The organism is Sphaerotilus natans (assembly GCF_900156335.1).
In the GTDB taxonomy this organism is placed as follows: domain Bacteria; phylum Pseudomonadota; class Gammaproteobacteria; order Burkholderiales; family Burkholderiaceae_C; genus Sphaerotilus; species Sphaerotilus natans.
In genome coordinates, this window is sequence record NZ_FTMZ01000002.1 from 105,926 (window position 1) to 126,002 (window position 20,077).

The 20,077-nt window shown below is 68.1% G+C and carries 18 protein-coding genes; 5 read left to right on the forward strand and 13 right to left on the reverse strand.

Features of this window, described 5'->3' with window-relative positions:
* Nucleotides 1–10: 10 nt before the first annotated feature.
* The 6 genes from BW996_RS02195 to BW996_RS02220 form a co-directional block, all read right to left on the reverse strand.
* On the reverse strand, nt 11–2,452 hold the full coding sequence (locus BW996_RS02195; RefSeq protein WP_037477228.1) for a putative bifunctional diguanylate cyclase/phosphodiesterase: 2,442 nt from the start codon (nt 2,450–2,452) through the stop codon (nt 11–13).
* A 7-nt stretch (nt 2,453–2,459) separates the two neighbouring features.
* Nucleotides 2,460–3,035 carry a methylamine utilization protein gene (locus tag BW996_RS02200; protein ID WP_241461794.1) on the reverse strand — a complete coding sequence of 192 codons (576 nt, stop codon included), beginning with the start codon at nt 3,033–3,035 and terminating at the stop codon, nt 2,460–2,462.
* Nucleotides 3,036–3,165: 130 nt separating this feature from the next.
* Nucleotides 3,166–4,278 carry a DNA polymerase III subunit delta gene (gene holA / locus BW996_RS02205; RefSeq protein WP_051631414.1) on the reverse strand — a complete coding sequence of 371 codons (1,113 nt, stop codon included), beginning with the start codon at nt 4,276–4,278 and terminating at the stop codon, nt 3,166–3,168.
* A gap of 21 nt (nt 4,279–4,299) precedes the next feature.
* Complete coding sequence (locus tag BW996_RS02210; RefSeq protein WP_037477233.1) at nt 4,300–4,806, reverse strand: LPS-assembly lipoprotein LptE; 507 nt, start codon at nt 4,804–4,806, stop codon at nt 4,300–4,302.
* Nucleotides 4,807–4,813: 7 nt separating this feature from the next.
* Complete coding sequence (gene leuS, locus BW996_RS02215) at nt 4,814–7,486, reverse strand: leucine--tRNA ligase (RefSeq protein WP_037477236.1); 2,673 nt, start codon at nt 7,484–7,486, stop codon at nt 4,814–4,816.
* 59 nt (nt 7,487–7,545) lie between these two features.
* On the reverse strand, nt 7,546–7,968 hold the full coding sequence (locus tag BW996_RS02220) for a hypothetical protein (protein ID WP_037477239.1): 423 nt from the start codon (nt 7,966–7,968) through the stop codon (nt 7,546–7,548).
* Nucleotides 7,969–8,070: 102 nt separating this feature from the next.
* Here BW996_RS02220 and BW996_RS02225 point away from each other — a divergent pair, with 102 nt between their 5' ends.
* Both BW996_RS02225 and BW996_RS02230 read left to right on the forward strand, forming a co-directional pair.
* The gene (locus tag BW996_RS02225; RefSeq protein ID WP_037477330.1) at nt 8,071–10,017 is read left to right on the forward strand and encodes a DNA methyltransferase; all 1,947 of its coding nucleotides are present in this window, start codon (nt 8,071–8,073) and stop codon (nt 10,015–10,017) included.
* Complete coding sequence (locus tag BW996_RS02230; protein WP_051631415.1) at nt 10,014–12,977, forward strand: DEAD/DEAH box helicase; 2,964 nt, start codon at nt 10,014–10,016, stop codon at nt 12,975–12,977. The genes BW996_RS02225 and BW996_RS02230 overlap by 4 nt, the downstream gene beginning before the upstream one ends.
* 9 nt (nt 12,978–12,986) lie before the next feature.
* Here BW996_RS02230 and BW996_RS02235 read toward each other — a convergent pair whose 3' ends face one another.
* From BW996_RS02235 to BW996_RS02250, 4 genes are read right to left on the reverse strand one after another with little or no spacing between them, the layout of a single operon-like run.
* On the reverse strand, nt 12,987–13,424 hold the full coding sequence (locus BW996_RS02235) for an ExbD/TolR family protein (protein ID WP_037477242.1): 438 nt from the start codon (nt 13,422–13,424) through the stop codon (nt 12,987–12,989).
* 1 nt (nt 13,425) lies between these two features.
* On the reverse strand, nt 13,426–14,085 hold the full coding sequence (locus BW996_RS02240) for a MotA/TolQ/ExbB proton channel family protein (protein WP_037477244.1): 660 nt from the start codon (nt 14,083–14,085) through the stop codon (nt 13,426–13,428).
* A gap of 22 nt (nt 14,086–14,107) precedes the next feature.
* Nucleotides 14,108–14,935: a 4-hydroxy-tetrahydrodipicolinate reductase gene (dapB, locus tag BW996_RS02245; protein WP_037477246.1), complete on the reverse strand. Its 828-nt coding sequence runs from the start codon at nt 14,933–14,935 to the stop codon at nt 14,108–14,110.
* Entirely contained in the window at nt 14,932–15,483 is a 552-nt protein-coding gene (locus BW996_RS02250; protein ID WP_037477248.1) for an outer membrane protein assembly factor BamE, read from the reverse strand. The genes dapB and BW996_RS02250 overlap by 4 nt, the downstream gene beginning before the upstream one ends.
* 105 nt (nt 15,484–15,588) lie before the next feature.
* Here BW996_RS02250 and fur point away from each other — a divergent pair, with 105 nt between their 5' ends.
* The gene (fur, locus tag BW996_RS02255) at nt 15,589–16,020 is read left to right on the forward strand and encodes a ferric iron uptake transcriptional regulator (RefSeq protein ID WP_037477250.1); all 432 of its coding nucleotides are present in this window, start codon (nt 15,589–15,591) and stop codon (nt 16,018–16,020) included.
* Between the two features lie 24 nt (nt 16,021–16,044).
* Here fur and hprK read toward each other — a convergent pair whose 3' ends face one another.
* From hprK to hpf, 3 genes are all read right to left on the reverse strand, one after another.
* Nucleotides 16,045–17,004 carry an HPr(Ser) kinase/phosphatase gene (gene hprK / locus BW996_RS02260; RefSeq protein WP_037477252.1) on the reverse strand — a complete coding sequence of 320 codons (960 nt, stop codon included), beginning with the start codon at nt 17,002–17,004 and terminating at the stop codon, nt 16,045–16,047.
* A gap of 1 nt (nt 17,005) precedes the next feature.
* Nucleotides 17,006–17,476: a PTS sugar transporter subunit IIA gene (locus tag BW996_RS02265; protein WP_037477254.1), complete on the reverse strand. Its 471-nt coding sequence runs from the start codon at nt 17,474–17,476 to the stop codon at nt 17,006–17,008.
* A 311-nt stretch (nt 17,477–17,787) separates the two neighbouring features.
* A complete protein-coding gene (gene hpf, locus BW996_RS02270) occupies nt 17,788–18,135 on the reverse strand; it encodes a ribosome hibernation-promoting factor, HPF/YfiA family (protein ID WP_037477256.1) in 348 nt (115 codons plus the stop codon).
* A 332-nt stretch (nt 18,136–18,467) separates the two neighbouring features.
* Between hpf and corA the strand changes: the two genes are divergently transcribed.
* Both corA and BW996_RS21585 read left to right on the forward strand, forming a co-directional pair.
* The gene (corA, locus tag BW996_RS02275) at nt 18,468–19,430 is read left to right on the forward strand and encodes a magnesium/cobalt transporter CorA (protein ID WP_037477258.1); all 963 of its coding nucleotides are present in this window, start codon (nt 18,468–18,470) and stop codon (nt 19,428–19,430) included.
* Between the two features lie 130 nt (nt 19,431–19,560).
* Nucleotides 19,561–20,073, forward strand: a complete 513-nt coding sequence (locus BW996_RS21585) for a hypothetical protein (RefSeq protein ID WP_051631416.1) — start codon at nt 19,561–19,563, stop codon at nt 20,071–20,073.
* Nucleotides 20,074–20,077 lie beyond the last annotated feature (4 nt).

The window sequence follows — 20,077 nt, forward strand, 5'->3', positions numbered from 1 at the left end:
CGCGCTGCCGTCAAAGCAGCTGGAAATCGGTGTCGAGCTTGACCGCGCCGGTCTGGGGCGCCTGCCAGCGCTCGACCCACGGCAGCCAGTCGTCGATCGGCATCGGCCGGGCGATGCCGTAGCCCTGGGCCTCGTCGCAGCCGAGATGCTCGAGCATGGCCATCAGCTTCGGGTTCTCGACGCCTTCGGCCACCACCGTCAGCCCCAGCGTGTGCGCCAGGCCGATGGTCGAGCGCACGATGCGCGCATCGTCCAGATCGCGCTCCATGCCCATCACGAAGCTGCGATCGATCTTGAGCTCGTCGACCGGCAGCCGCTTCAGGTAGGCCAGCGAGGAGTAGCCGGTGCCGAAATCGTCGATCGACAGCTGCACGCCCAGCTCGCTCAGGCGCTGCAGCGTCTGCAGCGCGCGGGTGGGGTCGTCCATGATCGCGCTCTCGGTGATCTCCAGGCACAGCCGGCCCGCCGGCACATCGTGCTGGCGCAGCAGCGCGTCGACCCGCTCGACCAGATCGACATCAAGCAGGTCGCGGGTCGAGAGATTGATGCTGAGCTTGAGGGGCTGGCCCAGTTCGGCCCAGCGCGCCATCTCGCGCACGCCGGTGGCCAGCATCCAGCGGGTGATCTCGCGGATGAAGCCGGTCTGCTCGGCGAAGGGAATGAACTGCATCGGCGGCACCATGCCGCGCGCCGGATCGACCCAGCGCACCAGCGCCTCCGCGCCCAGCACCCGGCCGCTCTTCAGCCCGACCTTGGGCTGCAGGAACAGGCGCAGCTCGTTGCCGAGCACCGCCCGGCGCAGCTCGCTGAGCAGCGACAGCGAGACGCTGCTGCGGCTGTCCATCGACGGCTGGTAGACCAGCACGCCGGCCAGCCGGCGCTTGGCCTCGTACATCGCCACCTCGACCTGGCCGAGCAGGGCTTCGGGTTCGGTGCCGTGCTCAGGGGCCAGCACGATGCCCAGTCCGGCCGAGCAGTCGACCATCTGCTCGTCGATGCGCAGCGGCTGCTGCAGCGTCGCCAGCAGTGCGCGCGCCACCTCGCAGGCGCGCGCCGCATCGGCCTGCGGCAGCATCAGCCCGAACTCGTCGCCGCCCAGACGCGCCAGCAGCCCGCCGGCCGCCTGCGCCGCCGGCTCGAGCCGGAGCGCCACCTCGCACAGCATGCGGTCGCCGAAGCCATGGCCCAGGCCGTCGTTGACATGCTTGAAACGGTCCAGGTCGAGCATCAGCACTGCCAGCGGCCGCCGGGCATCGGCCACGGCCAGCCGCTCGCCCAGCCGATCGACAAACTGGGCCCGGTTGGGCAAACCGGTCAGCGTGTCCCAGTAGGCCAGCCGGCCGATGTGCTGCTCGCGCTGCCGCACCGCCTGGCGCATCGCCTCGAAGGAGGCCGTCAGACGCAGCAGGTCCTGCGGCGTGCGGGCCGGATCCGGCAGCGCGACCGGCGCGTCGATCTCGCCGGCGCCCAGACGCTCGGCCGCCCGGCGCAGCGCCAGGATCGGCGCACTGAAGCGCCGCGCCAGCGCCAGGCTGCCCAGCGCCAGCAGCACCAGCGCGACCACAGCCAGCTGGATCTGCTGGCGCTGCAGATCACGGAAGGGCAGCAGCGCCGGCGCGATCGCGCGGGCCAGCACCACATGCAGCGTCTGGCTGTCGGCCGGCGCGTCGGCGCGAGCCGAGGCCAGCCGAATGCGAAAGTCGCAGGCCTGCCAGTCCTCGCCATGCAGCTGCAGCAGCAGATCGCAGCGCACATCCTGGAGCGGCGCAGCCGGCAACGGCGCATCGATCGTGCTGGCGATCACCTGGGAAGCGCCCGGACGATCGAGCGCCAGCGCCACCCGCAGCCCGGTGATCTCGCCCATGCGATCGAGCAGCGCCCGGTCGAGGCTGAAGCCCATCAGCACCCAGCCGATCAGCCGAGGCGCGCGCACCGGCACCGCGACGATCTGGTAGGGGCGCCCCCCCACCATGACCAGCCCGGGCACCTGCATCGCCGCACCCTCGCCGGCCGCATCGCTGCGGACCTGCTGCAGCGCCCGGGCCTCGGCCAGCAACGGCGCGATCTCGGCGGCATCCAGCGGGGTGGTGGCCACCGCACGCCAGTCCGGATCGACATACAGCGCCAGGGCCGCGCCGATGCGCTGGCCCTGGTTGAGCAGGGCATCCTGCAGCGTCGAGGTGTCGCCGCTGGCGATCGCGGAGCGAAAGCCGTAGTCGCTCGACAGCAGCCGGGCCGCCTCGCCGAGCCGCTCGGCGCGCTGCACCAGCAGCTGCTCGAAGATGCGCCGGCCGGTCAGCAGCTCGGTCTCGATGGCGCGGGTAGCGCTCTGGTCGATCGCGTCATGGGCCAGCCACAGGCTCACCGTCTGCCACAGCAGCACCATCGCGACAAAAGGCAGCGCGATGTAGAGCGCCAGCGAGCGGTTCGGCCGACCGAGCATCCGGCGCATCGCGGCCTCAGGGCTGGACCGGCAGCCGCACGGCAGCAGCCACAGGCGAAGTGCCGACGCGCAGCGGCTGGGCCTGCAGATCGAGCCCCTCGCGCATGTCGGGATGCCAGGCCTTCAGGCGGTGCTCGCCGGCCGGCACCTCCAGTGCCAGCCGCCCCGCCGCATCGGTGCGACCGAACAGCGGGGTGTCGACCACCACCACATGGGCGATCATCTGGTCGTGAATGTTGCAGCCCAGCGTGATCACGCCGGCCCGATCGAACAGCACCGGCGCCGCCGGTCGGCCCGCATAGAGCTTGATCTCGAAGGTCTTGACCGGCGAGAAGGAATAGACATGGTGGCGCACCGTGTCCTGATTGGGAAAGTCCACCAGCGTGCCGGTCTGCACCACCAGCACGCCGGGCTCGAAGTTGCGCTGGCGCTGCACCACCTCGGCGCGCGTGCCGGCCGCCGCGGCGCGAACCGCGCCCCCGATCTCGACCGCCACCACCGCGCCGGCCAGCGGCCGGCCATTGGCGTCGGCGACGCTGACTGTCAGCGCAGCAGCCTGCGCGGCGCCCGCCAGCAGACAGGACAGAAGCATCGACAGAGCGACAGGACAAACGGACAGGCGCATGACAGGGGCGGCGAGCGGCGCGCACGGCGCGGGCAGAAGCCGAGCATCCCCGATACCCGCCGTTTCCATCCGCCGGAAAACCGCGCCGAAGCGGCCGCTATTGGCGCGGGGAGCGCCCCGCTGGTGCCAGCGCCGGCACCCCGGCACGGGGCGCCACCGCCGCCAGCGTCATCAGCACCAGCTGCTGCAGCGCCGCCCAGGGATCGTCCGGCCAGCGTGGATCGCGCAGGCCCTTGACGATGCCGTCGCAGACATGGGCCGCGTCGACCAGCGCGGCCAGCGCGGTCGCCTCCAGCCGAGGCAGCACCCGCTCGAAGAGCTTTTCCTTCTGCCCCCAGACCCGCGCCTCGCGCAGCGCCATCGGCAGCGGCCGGCCTTGGCGCACGGCCGCATGCACCCGCTGCAGGCCGCGCAGGTCGTCGGCCAGCGTCCAGTGCACCAGCACCGCCGCCTCGCCCTCGGCCTGCAGGCCGTCGAGCATGCGCAGCGCGCGCGCCGCATCGCCCGCCAGCACCGCCTCGCCGAGGCGGAAGACGTCGTAGCGCGCGACATCGAGCACCGCCGCCTCGATCTGCTCGCGCGCCAGCACCGCGGGCGCGCCGCGCGCATCGGCCGGCGCATGCAGCAGCGCCAGCTTGGCGATCTCCTGATGCGCCGCCAGCAGATTGCCCTCGACCCGGTCGGCGAAGAAGGCCAGCGCCTGCTGGCCGGACTCGCCGTCCTCGACCCGCAGGCCGTGCTGCGCCAGGCGCTGCGCGATCCAGACCGGCAGCGCGCGGCGCTCGACCGGATCGACCCGCACCGCCAGGCCCGCGCCGTCAAGCGCGCCGAACCAGGCGCTGCCGAGCTGGGTGCGGTCCAAGCGCGGCAGCAGCACCAGCGTGATGTCGTCGGCGCCGAGCTGCTCGACATAGCGCTGCAGCGCCTCCGAGCCGTCCTTGCCCGGCTTGCCCGAGGGAATGCGGATCTCGATCAGCCGGCGCTCGGCGAACAGGCTCAGCGCGCCGGCGTCCCCCAGCAGGCCGGCCCAGTCGAAATGCCCCCCAGCGACGGTGTGCACCGTGCGCTCGGCGCAGCCGGCCGCGCGCGCGGCGGCGCGCACCGCGTCCGCCGCCTCCTGCGCCAGCAGCGGCTCGTCGCCGTGAATGACATAGAGCGGGCGCAGGCCCTTGGCCAGCGCGGCGGCGAGCTGCTCGGCGCGGATCTGCATCGGTGTGCCCTGCGCCCGCGCTCAGGCCGGCCCGAGCGCCGCCAGCCGGCGCAGCACCTGCATCGCCAGGTCGACGTGCATGGAGCGGAACAGCAGCGCGGCCTCATGCTGCTTGGCCAGCGCGCTGCTCTCGCTGTAGCTCATGTCGCGGGTCTGCGCCAGTTCGGTCGGGGCGATCAGCTCGCGCCCGGCCGCGGTGCGCACCCGGAAGCGCAGCCGTGCGCGCAGCGTCATTTCCGAGATCTGCGAGGTCGAGGTGGTGGCGGCCACCACATGTTCGCTGCTGTCCTGCAGCGACTCGACGATCAGGTCGGCCTCGGCCGGCGTGTCGGCCAGCGTCACGCCCGGGCTGGCGCGCAGCTGACGGCGCAGCTCGTCGGCCAGCGTCGAGTCTTCCGTGAAGCCCGACAGGAAGATGCGCTTCCAGGCCAGCTCGGGCGGGCGGCGCAGCTGGAAGCCGCAGCCCGCCAGCAGCGTCGCGGCCAGCGCGGCGCCCCCCAGCAGACGGCGGCGTGACGGGCGAAGCATCACGGCTTCAGACCACCACGTTCACCAGGCGACCCGGCACGACGATGATCTTCTTGGGCGTGCGGCCTTCGGAGAACTTCTCGACCTCGGGGCTGGCGGCGGCGGTGGCCTCGATGGCGGCCTTGTCGGCGCCGGCGGGCACCTTGATGGCGCCACGCGTCTTGCCGTTGACCTGCAGCACCAGCTCGATCTCGTCCTGCACCAGCGCGGCCTCGACCACCACCGGCCACGGCGCGTCGAGCAGATCGCCCGCCGCACCGGCATAGCCGAGGTCGGCCCAGAGCTTCCAGGTGATGTGCGGGCAGGCCGGGTAGAGCGCGCGCAGCAGCACCGAGAAGCCCTCGCGCAGCACCGCAGCGGAGCCTGCGCTGCCGTCGTGCTTGTAGCCTTCCAGCGCGTTGAGCAGCTTCATGCCGCCGGAGACGACGGTGTTGTACTGCATGCGCTCGAAGTCATGGCTCACCTGGCGCAGCACCAGATGGACCTCGCGGCGCAGCGCCTTGGCCTCGGCGGACAGCTCGCCCGGCACCTCGGCCGGCGCGCCGGTCAGCACCGCCTCGTTCTTGGCCGCGAAGGCCCAGATGCGCTTGATGAAGCGGTGCGCGCCCTCGACGGCCGACTCGTTCCATTCCAGCGTCTGCTCCGGGGGCGCCGCGAACATGACGAACAGGCGCGCGGTGTCGGCACCAAAACGGTTGATCAGCTCCTGCGGATCGACGCCGTTGTTCTTCGACTTGGACATGGTGCCCACGCCCTGGTAGTCGATCGCGGTGCCGGCCGGCAGGTCGCCCTTGGCTTCCTTGAGCTGGGCGCCGACCACCTTGCCGCCGGCGTCGAGCACGTTCTCGACCTCGTGCGGCCAGAAGTACTCGATGCCGCCCTTCTCGGTGCGGCGCGAGTAGATGTGGTTGAGCACCATGCCCTGCGTCAGCAGCTTGGTGAAGGGCTCGCTGGCCTTGACCAGGCCCAGGTCGCGCATGACCTTGGTCCAGAAGCGCGCGTAGAGCAGGTGCAGGATCGCGTGCTCGATGCCGCCGATGTACTGGTCCATCGGCATCCAGTAGTCGGTACCTTCGGCGACCATCTTCTGGTCGTTGCGCGCGTCGCAGTAGCGCATGAAGTACCACGACGAGTCCACGAAGGTGTCCATCGTGTCCGTCTCGCGCTGAGCCGGCTTGCCGCAGCAGGGGCAGGCGACGTTCAGGAAGTCGGTGCGTTTTTTGAGCGGATTGCCCGAGCCGTCCGGCACGCAGTCGATCGGCAGCACGACCGGCAGGTCCTTCTCGGGCACCGGCACCGGACCGCACGCGTCGCAGTGGATGATCGGGATCGGCGTGCCCCAGTAGCGCTGGCGGCTGATGCCCCAGTCGCGCAGGCGCCAGGTGATCTTCTTCTCGCCCAGGCCCTTGGCGCCGACCAGCTCGGCCACCTTGTCGACCGCGGCCTTGTGGCCCAGGCCGTCGAGCTCGCCCGAGTTAACGCAGACCGCGCGCTGCTTGTCGCCGTACCACTCGGCCCAGGCCTCCAGGCTGAAGGTCTCGCCCTCGACGGCGATGACCGGCTTGATCGTCAGGCCGTACTTCTTCGCGAAGGCGAAGTCGCGCTCGTCATGCGCCGGCACGCCCATCACCGCGCCGTCGCCGTAGCTCATCAGCACGTAGTTGCCGACCCAGACCTCTACTTCAGCGCCCGTCAGCGGGTGCGTGACGAAGAGGCCCGTCGCCATGCCCTTCTTTTCCTGCGTGGCGAGTTCGGCCTCGGTCGTGCCGCCCTGGGCGCACTCGGCGATGAAGGCGGCCAGCGCCGGATTCGTCGCCGCGGCGTGCGCGGCCAGCGGGTGCTCGGGCGCGACGGCGCAGAAGGTCACGCCCATGATGGTGTCGGCGCGCGTCGTGAAGACGTAGAGCCGGCCGTCCTGGATCAGCGCACCCGAGGCATCCTTGATCTCGTGCGGGAAGGCGAAGCGCACGCCCGCGCTCTTGCCGATCCAGTTCTCCTGCATCAGGCGCACGCGCTCGGGCCAGCCCGACAGGTAGTTCGGGTCCTGCGGATCGGCCACCGCGCCCAGCAGCTCGTCGGCGTACTTGACGATGTTCAGGTAGTAGCCGGGGATCTCGCGCTTCTCGACCAAGGCGCCTGAGCGCCAGCCGCGGCCGTCGATCACCTGCTCGTTGGCCAGCACCGTCTGGTCGACCGGATCCCAGTTGACGACCTGCGTGCGGCGCTCGGCGATGCCGGCCTCGAGCATCTTCAGGAACAGCCACTGGTTCCACTTGTAGTACTCGGGGTCGCAGGTGGCGACCTCGCGCGACCAGTCGATGGCCAGGCCCATGGCCTGCATCTGGCCCTTCATGTAGGCGATGTTCTCGCGCGTCCACTTCTCGGGCGGCACGGCGTTCTTCAGCGCCGCGTTCTCGGCCGGCAGGCCGAAGGCGTCCCAGCCCATCGGCATCAGCACGTTGAAGCCGCGCATGCGCAGCTGGCGCGCCAGCATGTCGTTGATGGTGTAGTTGCGCACATGGCCCATGTGCAGCTTGCCGCTCGGGTACGGCAGCATCGAGCAGGCGTAGAACTTCGGGCGGCTGGCGTCTTCGGTGACGCGGTAGGCGTCGGCGGCGGTCCAGGCGGACTGGGCGGCGGCTTCGACGGCGGCGGGATCGTAGCGGTCTTGGAGGCTCATGGGGCTGGCGGGCATCGGTGTGCGCAATCCGGTGATTATCGCCCGCGGCCCGCAGCCGCTCAGGGCGACCGGTCGCCCGGCTCGCCCCCGCCCTGTCCATGCACGCGGGCGAAGGTCAGGATCACCTCCCGCACGACCTTGCGCTGCGGCGCAGGCAGCTGCAGATAGGCATCCACCGTCTCGCGCTCGAGGTAGGTCAGCTTCTCGTCCCAGCGCTGACGGTACTCGCGGACCGACTTCGCGACGCCCTCGCCGAAGCGCAGGACCTGCGGCTCGACCTTGAGCCATTCGGCGAGGGTCTGGAGCTTGTCCTGCGCTGGAATCGACTTGGCGTTGAGCCAGCTCCATGCCGTCTGCATGCTGATCGACTTGCCCCACCAGCGCAGATTGAACTCGTGCTCGACCACCGAGGGTCGCGCCTCGTAGCCCGCCGCCAGCAGTGCTGCGCGCAGTCGGTGACTGAAGTCCAGCTTCTCGTTCATCACGCGGAACTTAAGTTCACGCGCCTGGAGACCTCACTTTTCACTTGAGGCGAAAATCAGGTTTCGATTGATATTTCTATCAACTGCCACTTGATCGACCTCATGCCGAAGTCACTGCTGGAACAACTGCCCGAGATCGTCGCCAACGGGCGCCGCCAAGCCGAGAAGATCCTGGAGAGCCTCGAAAGCCGCCACCGCGTGAGCCTGCAGACCCGCGAGTGGATCTTGCCCTCGAAGGACAGCAGCGCCACCGACTGGATTCAGGGCGCCGCCCGGCAGGACCGGCTGGCGCAGTCGGAACAGGATGCGTGGGTCAACCGCCTGATCTACGGCGACAACCTGCTGGCGATGGCCGCGCTGCTGGCCGGCGACGAGCGCACGCCGTCACTGCGCGGCAAAGTGGACCTGATCTACATCGACCCGCCGTTCGACTCGAAGGCCGACTACCGCACCAAGGTCACGCTGCCCGGCGTCGAGCTGGAACAGAAGCCGACCGTGATCGAGCAGTTCGCCTACTCCGACACCTGGGCGGATGGCACGGCGTCGTATCTGGCGATGATCACGCCGCGGCTGGTCCTGATGCGCGAGCTGCTGGCCGATACGGGGTCGATCTATGTTCACCTTGACTGGCATGTGGGGCACTACGTCAAGTTGGTGATGGATGATGTCTTTGGCGGAAAACAATTCACAAATGAAATCATCTGGTGGTATTACAACAAAATGCAAGGCAATGCGAATTGCTTCCCCAGAAATCATGACAATATTCTTCACTACAGGAAATCTGAGGACGCCACCTTTAATCCACAGAAAGAAATACGAGACAAGCCGATACAGCAAATCAAAAGAGTTTGGAGCAAAGAGAAGGGGGCAATTGTTAACGCAAAGGATGAGCATGGAAAAGTGATATACCAAGAATCCACTCACCGCACAATAGATGACGTATGGCGCCTCTCAATGCTCCAACCTGCGGACAAAACTCAAAACCTCAGATTTGACACTCAGAAACCCGAATCTCTCGTTGAACGGGTGATCGCCGCTTCGAGCAATGTTGGTGATTTGGTCATGGACTTCAACGGCGGCTCCGGCACCACCGCCGCCGTCGCCGAGAAGCTCGGCCGCCGCTGGATCACGACCGACCTCGGCAAGCCCGCCTGCATGATCATGCGCAAGCGGCTGATCGACCAGAGCGCCAAGCCCTTCCTGTACCAAGCGATCGGCGACTACCAGGTCGAGGCCGCCAAGGCGACGCTGGGCCGCGAGTTCCGCATCGGCGACCTGTCGCAGATCGTGCTGTCGCTCTACGGCGCCCAGTCGCTGCCCGCCGAATTCAACCCGCAGCGCAACCTCGGCCAAATTGCCGGACTCGACCTCGGCCCCCGAAAAAGCAGCAAGACGCTGGTATTGGCCGACTCCCCCAACAAACTCACCGGCATCGCCACGCTGAAAAAAGCCATCGCCCAACGCGACAATCTGCTCGGCGGCTGGGACCGCGTGGTCGTGCTCGGCTGGAATTTCGAGCCCTCGATCGGCCAGGACATCACCGCACTCAACGACAACCGCCTCGAAGTGCTGGTGATCCCGCCCGACCTGCTCGACCGCCTGAAGAAAAAAGGCGGCATCGACAAACTGCGCGGCCAGGTCCGGTTCTCGTCGCTGCAATACCTGACGATCCACCCGGTCGAGCGCACCCGCAGCGCCGCCGACGAACACCTGACCGTCAAGCTCAGAAACTATGTGCTGCTGTCGCCCGAGGCGATCAACCTCGACGAGGACAACCGCAAGAAACTCCAGGCCGTGATGAACCAGGAGCCGCTGGCGCTGGTCGAATACTGGGCCGTCGATCCCGATTACGACGGCCGGGTCTTCCGCTCGGTCTGGCAGGACTACCGCGGCAACACCGCCAACGACGAGGACGCACTGCGCGTCGTCACCCACGCCCGATTGACCGTGCCGCACAAGGCCGGCCCGCGGCGCGTGTGCGTGCGGGCGGTGGATGTGTTCGGCTTCGAGGCCGAAGTGGTCACCACGGTGGCGGAGGCCGTGCAATGAGCGCCGCCAAGCCGAAACCGGCCACAGCCCCGAGCCCGAACCCGCTCGCGCTGTCGATCGCGCTGACCGAACACACCCGCGCCCTCTGCCAAGGCCTGGAAGACGGCTCGGCCGAGATCCTGAACCAGGTCACGCCGCACACCGCCGACCTGCTGCACTGGTGGTTCAGCGCCGAGATGTGCGCCGTGCGCGGACCGCTGAACTTCCACGCCGGCCAGAAGCAGGCGATCCTGAACACCATCGTCGCGCACGAGGTGCTCGAATCCGGCTCGCTGCTGGATCTGTACGAGCAGGTCGCGCCACACGCGCTGACACCGCCACGCCGCCAGGAGGTCGCGCAGCCCAAGCACGACCACCCGAAGTACTGCCTCAAGATGGCGACCGGCACCGGCAAGACCTGGGTCATGCAGGCGCTGATGGTCTGGCAGCTGCTCAACCGCAATGCCGCGCAGGCCGAGGGCGTGGACGACCCGCGCTTCACGCGCCGCTTCCTCGTCGTGGCGCCGGGCCTGATCGTCTACGAGCGGCTGCTGGATGCGTTCTGCGGGCGGCTGGTGGGCAGCGGGCGCGATTTCGGCACCTCCGACATCGCGCGCAACGCCGAGCTGTTCATCCCCGAGGCGCACCGCGACAGCGTGCTGGCCTTCGTGCGGGGCAACGTCTGCGCCAAAGGCGAGATCGGTCTGAAGGCGACCGGGAACGGGATGATCGCCATCACGAACTGGCACCTCCTCACCGGCGTGGACGACGAGGCCGACGAAACTGCCGACACCAGTGACACCCCGCTTCCCCTGGAAGCGCACCGCGTGATCGACGCCGTGTTGCCGCTGACCCCAGGCCGTGCCGCCGGCAACAGCCTCGACATGCTCGACCGCCGCTACGCCCGCGGCGACGTGCTGGAGTACCTGAGCGCCCTGCCCGACCTGATGGTGTTCAACGACGAAGCGCACCACATCCACGAAATCAAGCGCGAGGGTGAGGCCACCGAGGTCGAGTGGCAGAAAAGCCTGTCTCGCATCGCCGCGCCAAAAGGCCAGCGCTTCGTGCAGATCGATTTCTCGGCCACCCCGTACAACGACGTGGGCACGCCGAAGAACCGGCGCAAGGTCTACTTCCCGCACATCGTCACCGACTTCGATCTGAAGGACGCCATGCGCGCCGGGTTGGTCAAGTCGCTGGTGCTGGATCGGCGCAAGGAGGTGGGTGCGCTGCCGCTGGACTTCACCGTGGAGCGCGACGACAAGGGCCGCGCCGTCGAACTCAGCGCAGGCCAGCGCGTCATGCTGCGCGCCGGGCTGATGAAACTGCGCAAGCTGGAAACCGACTTCGCCAAGATCGACCCGACGCGCCACCCGAAGATGCTGGTTGTCTGCGAGGACACCAACGTGACGCCGCTGGTCGCCCAATTCCTGGTCGAAGAAGAGGGGCTGACCGAGGACGCCGTGATGTCGGTCGACTCGGGCAAGAAGGCCGAACTGGGCGAGAAGGACTGGGCCACCGTGCGCGAACGGCTGTTCAGCGTCGATCACCACCCGACCCCCCGCGTGATCGTCAGCGTGCTGATGCTGCGCGAAGGCTTCGACGTGAACAACATCTGCGTCATCGTGCCGCTGCGCTCGTCGCAGGCGCAGATCCTGCTGGAGCAGACGATCGGGCGCGGCCTGCGGCTGATGTGGCGCGACCGCGAATACGACGAGATCAAGGCCGACAACCGCCAGCGCATCAACAACGGCCAGGAGCCGGGCAGCCTGCTCGATGTGCTGACCATCGTCGAACACCCGGCGTTCAATACGTTCTACCAGGAGCTGATGGACGAGAAGCTGGCGGGAACCACCACCGAGCAAAGCGACCGGGACACCAGCACCGGCGACCTGATGGCGGCCCGGTTGCGCGAGGGCTTCGAGACATTCGACTTCGCCATTCCGTTCATCCTTCAGGAGGCCGACGAGGTCATCGCGCACACTGAACTGGAGGTCTCCTTGCTACCCGCCTTCACGGCGATGCCGCTTGAGCAGTTGACCGAGCTGCTGGGGCGGGGCGATCAGTTCATTTCTCAAGACCTGCAGAGCAGCACGCTGTTCGGAGACTACCGCGTCGATGGTGCAGTGATGACGGTGAGCGGCTACAACGATTACCTGTCGCGACTGACCCGCCGCATCGGACAGTCCCTGAGCCAGCCCCTGCCCAAGGGCAACAAGATTGCCCATCACCTCGACTTGCCGTATCTGCAGGTGAACACCGCAGAGCTGACCGGCTGGCTGGACGACTACATCTGGAGCCGCCTGTTCGACACCGCATTCAATCCACATGACGGCGAGAACTGGCGCGTGCTGTTGCTGAAACCTGTCATCGACCACCTCACGCGCATCTTCGGTCACGCCCTGCGCGAAGCCGCCCAATCGCGCCCTGTCGGCGAGACCGAGGTCCGCCACCGCAGGCTTTCGGAAGTGCCACAGTTGCTGGTGCGTGAAAGCAGTTCGGTCGAGGTCAGCAAGTGCATCTATCCGCGCCTGCCCTATCCGGCGCGCAACGGCGGACTGGAGAAGCGCCTCATCCACTGGGCCCAGGCAGACAGCCACATCGAGGCCTTCTGCAAGATCAGCGAGACCCGCCATGACTTCATGCGGCTGCGCTACGTGAAGGAAGACGGACTACCCGCGTTCTATTCGCCAGACTTTCTCGTGCGCACAGCCGACGCGATCCATCTCGTCGAGACCAAGGCGCAACAGCAAGTCGTTCACCCCGATGTGCAGCGCAAGCGCCGCGCAGCCGTGGCCTGGTGCGAGCGCATCAACGCCCTGCCGGCCGACGTCAGAACCGACCGGAACTGGTCTTACGTGCTGCTCGGGGAGGATCTGGTCGATGAGTGGCAAGGCGGGCAGGCGCGGCTGGCCGATCTGCTGCGCCAGGCTCGCTGCATCGCCGCAGCGGATGCGACTCGCCAGTTCAGCCTGATCTGAAGTCCAGCCTTACCGCGCAGAGCCTTCTGCGGCGCGCTCGGTCACGAAGGCGATCCGGTTCAGCCCGGCCTGCTGCAGCTGGCCGATCAGCTCGGCCACCCGACCATAGGCGACCGACTGGTCGGCGCGCAGCATCACCTCGGGCCGCTCGCCGGGGCGGGCGCCCACCTCGGCCAGCCGGCGCGCGAAGGCCTCGGCCTCCAGGCGCTCCTCGCCCCAGTAGAGCGCGCCATTGGCCTGCAGCGAGAGCTGCACCGCCTCAGGCGCCGGCTCGGTGGGCTGTGCGCCCTCGGCCTCGGGCAGCTCCAGCTTCAGGCTGGAGCTCATCAGCGGCGCGGTGATCATGAAGATCACCAGCAGCACCAGCATGACGTCGATCAGCGGCGTCATGTTGATGTCGCTCATCGGCGCATCGGCTTGGCGGCGCTCGAGCCGGCCGAAGGCCATCTCAGGCCTCCTGGCGGGCGCGCTGCAGCGCCAGCTCGCGCAGATCGTGCGCCCAGCCTTCCAGATCGGCCTCGCACGCGGCGACGCGCTTGCCGAACAGGTTGTAGGCCAGCACCGCAGGAATCGCCACCGCCAGACCGGCGGCGGTCATGATCAGCGCCTCGCCGACCGGGCCGGTCACCTTGTCCAGGCTGATCGCGCCGCCCGCCGACAGGCCCACCAGCGCGTGGTAGATGCCCCAGACGGTGCCGAACAGGCCGACGAAGGGCGCGGTGCTGCCCACCGAGGCCAGCAGCACCTGGCCCGACTGCAGCTGCGCCAGCGCCCGGTGCAGCGCGTCGCGCAGCCGGCGCGTCAGGCGCGATTCGGCCTCGCTGCCGGCGTCGAGCGTGCCCGTCTCGGGCGGCTGCAGCGCGGTATCGAGCATCGGCAGCAGCACCTGCTCGCGGTCCAGCCCGGCCAGGCGCGCACGGCCGGCCTGCAGATCGGGCGCCGCCCAGAAGGCCGGCACCGCACGCGCCAGATCGGCGCGGACCCGCGTCAGCACCCAGGCCTTCCACAGGATCACCACCCAGGCCGACACCGACATCGCCAGCAGCCCCAGCGCCACCGCCCGCGACACGGCGTCACCCACCGACCAGATCTGAGCGAGCGTGTTCACGCGCGGAACCCGATGGCGCGGCTCAGAAGCCGAGCACGTCGTCCATGCCGAACAGGCCGCTGGCCTGGCCGGCCAGGAAGCGCACCGCGCGCAGGCTGCCCTGGGCGTAGGTGGCGCGGCTGCTGGACTTGTGGGTGATCTCGATGCGCTCGCCGGTGCCCATGAACATCACGGTGTGGTCGCCGACCACATCGCCGCCGCGCACGGTGGCAAAGCCGATGGTGCTGGGATCGCGCTCGCCGGTGACGCCTTCGCGGCCGTAGACGGCGCATTCCTTCAGGTCGCGGCCGATCGCGGCGGCCACGACCTCGCCCATCTTCAGCGCGGTGCCGCTGGGCGCATCGACCTTGTGGCGGTGATGCGCCTCGACGATCTCGATGTCGTAGCCGTGCGAGAGCGCCCGCGCCGCGGTGTCGAGCAGGCGCAGCACGACGTTGACGCCGACGCTCATGTTCGGCGCCATGACGATGGCGATGTCCTTGGCGGCCGCGCCGATCTCGGCCTTCTCCGGGCCGCTGAAGCCGGTCGTGCCGATCACCAGCTTGACGCCGAGCTCGCGGCAGACGGCCAGATGCGCCAGCGTGCCTTCGGGGCGGGTGAAGTCGATCAGGACATCGGCGTTCTTCAGGCCCTCGCGCAGGTCGGAGGCGATCGTCACGCCGCTGACCTTGCCCAGGAAGGCGGTGGCGTCCTGGCCGACGGCCGGGCTGCCCTCGCGGTCGAGCGCGCCGGCGAGCACGCAGTCGTCGGAGGCAAGCACCGCCTCGATCAGCATGTGGCCCATGCGGCCGGTGCAGCCGGCGATGGCGACGCGCAGGCGGGCGTCGGCGGAAGAAGCGGAAGCGTTCATCGGGAAACGGTCTCGAGCGGAGGATAGGAACGGGCAGGCCCGCTGGCGGCGGTGCCCGGCACCAGCGCGGCGGCGCGCGTGGGTTTCGGGGGGGCGATCGCGCGCAGCTGCTGCTCGTCGAGCTCCAGCGGCGTGCGGCGCGGCTTCGGCGGCGAGACGGTGATCGAATCGACGAACTCGCGCTCGCTCGGCGCCTCGCCGGCATCGAAGCGGCTCAGCCGCTCGCCATCGAAGAAGACCGTCACCCGGCGCTGCTGCGGCTCGGTCCCCTGGCGGCGGATCGTGAAGACATAGTCCCAGCGGTCGCCGTGGAAGACATCGGTCAGCAGCGGCGAGCCGAGCAGCTGCCGCACCTGATCACGGCTCAGCCCGGGGCGCAGCTGGGCGACCATTTCCCGGGTGACCACATTGCCCTGGACCACTTCCATCCGGTAGGGCGTGACCAGGCCGAGCAGGCGACCGTCGGACGAGATGGTCGAACACCCTGCTCCCGCGGCAAGCACCACGACGGCCAGGGCGGGTCGAAAAAGGCGGGTCAGAGCAGCCATGTCGTTTTGGGTGGAGGAGACCGACGAGAGACGGGATAGGCGCATCCCGATATGATCCGGGGATTCTAGCGAGGCCACCGAGGCCTGCATGACACAGGCGACCCCATGACCAACGCGGAAGAACTCAAGAGCTCGGGCCTGAAGGCCACCCTGCCGCGCATCAAGATCCTCGACATCTTCCAGCGCGCCCAGCAGCGCCACATGACAGCCGAGGATGTCTTCAAGATCCTGCTCGGCGAAGGCTCGGACATCGGCCTGGCCACCGTGTACCGGGTGCTGATGCAGTTCGAGCAGGCCGGCATCCTCAGCCGCAACCACTTCGAGAGCGGCAAGTCGGTCTTCGAGCTCAACGAGGGACAGCACCACGACCATCTGGTCTGCCTGGACTGCGGCCATGTCGAGGAATTCTTCGACCCGCAGATCGAGTCGCGCCAGCGCATGGTCGCCCAGGAGCGCGGCTTCACGCTGCAGGAACACACGCTGGCGCTGTACGCGCACTGCACCAAGGACGCCTGCCCGCACCGCAGCATCAAGTGAGCCCCCAAGCGAGCGCCACGGGGCTCACAGTGCCTGGTCGCCACGCTCCATCAGCTCGCGGTGGCGCTTGATGAATTCCTTGTAGGTGTCGATGCCGCGCAGCTGCAGCACCGTGTTGCGCACCGCGGCCTCGACCAGCACCGCCAGGTTGCGCCCGGCATCGACCGCGATCACCGCCTTGCGCACCGGCATGCCCAGCACGGTCTCGTGCAGCGGCTCGTAGGGCAGGCGCTCGAAGTCGCGCTCGAGCGTTTCCTTGCGCACCAGGTGCACGATCAGCTTCAGCCGCATCTTCCGGCGCACCGCGGTCTCGCCGAAGATCGCCTTGATGTCGAGCAGGCCGATGCCGCGCACCTCGAGCAGGTCGCGCAGCAGTTCCGGGCAGCGCCCCTCGATCGCCGACTGCGAGACGCGGAACAGGTCGACCACATCGTCGGCCACCAGGCCGTGACCGCGCGAGATCAGCTCCAGCCCCAGTTCGCTCTTGCCCAGGCCGGACTCGCCGGTCAGCAGCACACCCAGGCCGAGAATGTCCATGAAGACGCCATGGCGCGAGGTGCGCTCGGCGAAGTGCTGACCGAGAAAGCCGCGCAGCACGTCGATGACATGACCGGCCGAATCCTGGGTGCAGAACAGCGGAATGTCCGCGCGCTCGCACATCGCCACCAGGCGGTCGGGCGGCGTGCAGCCATCGGCCACCACCAGCACCGGCGGCTCGAGCGCCACGATGCGCGAGATGCGCCGCTCCTGCGTGTCGCTGTCGGACTCCTGCAGATAGTCGACCTCGCGACGGCCGACGATCTGCACCCGGTAGGGATGGATGTAGTTCAGGTAGCCGACCAGGTCGGCTGCGGACTGGGCATCGCGGACGGCGACCTCGTCGAAACGACGCTCAGGGTGCGCATGACCGGCGATCCACTCCCACTTCAGCGAAGAGCGATGCGCATCGAACAGCGCCTCGGCGCTGATGACGGTCGGCTTCAACTCAGGCCACCGAGCGCATCGGCTCCCAGCGGGAAATCAGCTCATGCAGCCGCGCCGGATCCTCTTCGGTCTTCAGGCGCTCGCGCAGGTCGCGGTCGGACAGCAGCTCGGCGATCTCGGACAGGATCTCGAGATGGCGCTGTGTCGCGGCCTCGGGGACCAGCAGGAAGATCAGCAGGCTGACCGGCTCGTCGTCCGGCGCCTCGAAGCCGATCGGCTGCGCCAGACGGATCACGGCAGCCAGCGGATTCTTCAGCCCCTTGATGCGGCCGTGCGGAATCGCGACGCCATGACCCAGCCCGGTGGAGCCGAGCCGTTCGCGCGCGAACAGGTTGTCGGAGACGGTGGCCCGGGCAATGGCCTGCTGGTTCTCGAAGAGCAGGCCCGCCTGCTCGAACGCGCGCTTCTTGCTGGAAGCGTCCACGTTGACCAGCACATTGCCGGCGGGAAGGATCGCGGCGAGACGGTTCATCGGGATCAGGCGCCGACTCGGGCTGGAGGCCGTCGCAAACGCGCAGTCAGGTGTGTTCGGGGGACCGATTATAGGAAGTGCTGCCCAGCTTGCGCGCACCCCGACGGGGCAGATGCAGGACCAAGAGCGTCATGTTGTATCGCGGACGCAGTCAGAGCGCCATCAGAAGGCCGCAGGGATCGACCTCATGATCATATTTTGCTTTTCAGGTCGACCGCAGAAGCGCAGAAGTGGCGACGGCCCCGTCGAGGGGCCGTCTTCCGTGCGACCCGGCGGAGGTCGCGATACCTGCCGTGGCAGGTGAACAGGCCTCAGACGGCCTCGGTGAACGCAGTGCCTCGCTTCGGCGATACGTGGTGGTGGTTCTGAAGTTTGTCCTTGTGGCGGACGACCTGTCGGTCGAGCTTGTCCATCAATTGGTCGATCGCGGCATACAGATCCTCGTGCGAACTCTCAACAAAGATGTCGCGGCCCTTCACATGCAGCGTGACCTCGGCACGCTGACGACGCTCCTTCTCCTTGTTCTTCTCCACGGTGAGCAGCACGTTGACGTCCACCACCTGATCGAAGTGCCGGGTCACGCGGTCGAGCTTGGTGAGCACATACTCGCGCAGAGCCGGGGTGACTTCCAGATGATGACCGCTGATCGTCAGATTCATGTGGCCTCCTTTCGAGAGGTTGGGGTGGGAAGATGCTGTCGTTGTCAGGAAAACAGCCTGGAGAAGACACGGCCTGATGAGGGCGGTTTTCTCGAGGACAGAAGGAATCCGCAGGTCTTTGCCTCTTGCTCTTGATGTCTGGCTTGGATTCAGTGTGACCCTTTCATGAAAGGCTGACAAGCCCGGGTCATCACACCCTGCAGGCACTGTGTGGAATTGCGCTGGTACCGCGAGAACGGGATTAATCTCCGGGTTTGCGCTCATTCAGGCCCGCACCCTGCGACGGTGCAATAATCGGCTGGCCCTGAACTCCCCTGCGCGCGCCGTTCCCGATGCTCAACGTCTTCACGCTGGCCAGCGGCCGTCTGTTCCAGGAAGAGGTCGACCAGCCGGACGCACTGGCCCATGTGTCGCCGGTCTGGGTCGATCTGGAAGCCCCCACGCCGATCGAGAAAGGCTGGATCCTGGGGCGCTTCGGCCTGACGATCCCCGACGACATCGTCGACGACGACCTGGAGGAGTCCGCCCGCTTCTACGAGGAAGACAACGGCGAGCTGCACATCCGCTCCGACTTCCTGATCGATGACGGCGAGACGCCGCGCAACGTGCGCGTGGCCTTTGTCCTGAAGGACGGCGTGCTGTTCTCGGTCCATGCGGAGGATCTGCCGGTGTTCCGGCTGCTGCGGCTGCGCGCGCGGCGCATCCCGGCGATGATCGAGGACGCCAAGGATGTGCTGCTCAAGCTCTATGACGCCGACGCGGAATACTCGGCCGATGCGCTGGAGGGCATCTACGACGCGCTGGAGAAGGTCAGCGCGCGGGTGCTCAAGCAGGAGGTGGACGACCATGCCGCCGCCGAGGCGCTGTCGGCCATCGCGCACCAGGAGGATCTGAACGGCCGCATCCGCCGCAACGTGATGGACACGCGCCGCGCCGTCAGCTTCATGATGCGCAGCCGGCTCCTCAACGCGGAGCAGTTCGAGGAGGCGCGCCAGATCATGCGCGACATCGACTCGCTCGACAGCCACACCGCGTTTCTCTTCGACAAGATCAACTTCCTGATGGACGCCACCGTCGGCTTCATCAACATCAACCAGAACAAGATCATCAAGATCTTCTCGGTGGCCTCGGTGGCGATGCTGCCGCCGACGCTGATCGCCAGCATCTACGGGATGAACTTCCAGCACATGCCCGAACTGAGCTCGCGCTGGGGCTATCCGCTCGCGCTCGGCCTGATGGCGCTGTCGATCGCCGCACCGCTGGTGTATTTCCGCCGCAAGGGCTGGATGCGCTGAGCGCGCCACCCTCGACGCTTCGCGCACCATGCACGCCAGAGCCCATCCTGCCGCCGCCCGACTGACGCCGTCGGCCTCGGCCCCATGTCGGCGCCGGCCCCTCGAAAGCCCGAGCGCCCCCCCGTCACGGTTGCGGGGGAAAAAAGGCTGGCTGGCAGGGCTGCTGATCGGCATCGCCCTGCCCGCCCTTGCCCAGTTCGACACGGCGCTGCCCGCGCGCGCCCCCCGCCCTGCGCTGGCGACGATGGCCACCACCGAGGCGGCCTATCGGATCGACGGCGCCCGCCACCTCTACCTGAACCATCCCGAGCGGATTCACGACGGCCTGCTGCCGCCCTTCCTGCACGCGATCGCCGGCGTGCGCACCACGATCGACGCGCACGGGCGGGTCAGCCGCATCGAGATCACCCGCGAGCCCGCGGTTGCCCGCGAGGTGCTGCCGTGGATCGAGCATCTGATCCGCGCCGCCGAGCCCTATCCGCGCCCGCCGGCCGGGCTGGACACGGTGCGCTGGGACGAGATCTGGCTGATCGACCGCAGCGGCCGCTTCCAGCTGCACACCCTGTCGGAGGGCCAGCAGCAGGCGCCGGACAGCGCGGATGACGAAGCGGATGAAGCGGACAGCCCACCGACCGGACGCTGAAAAT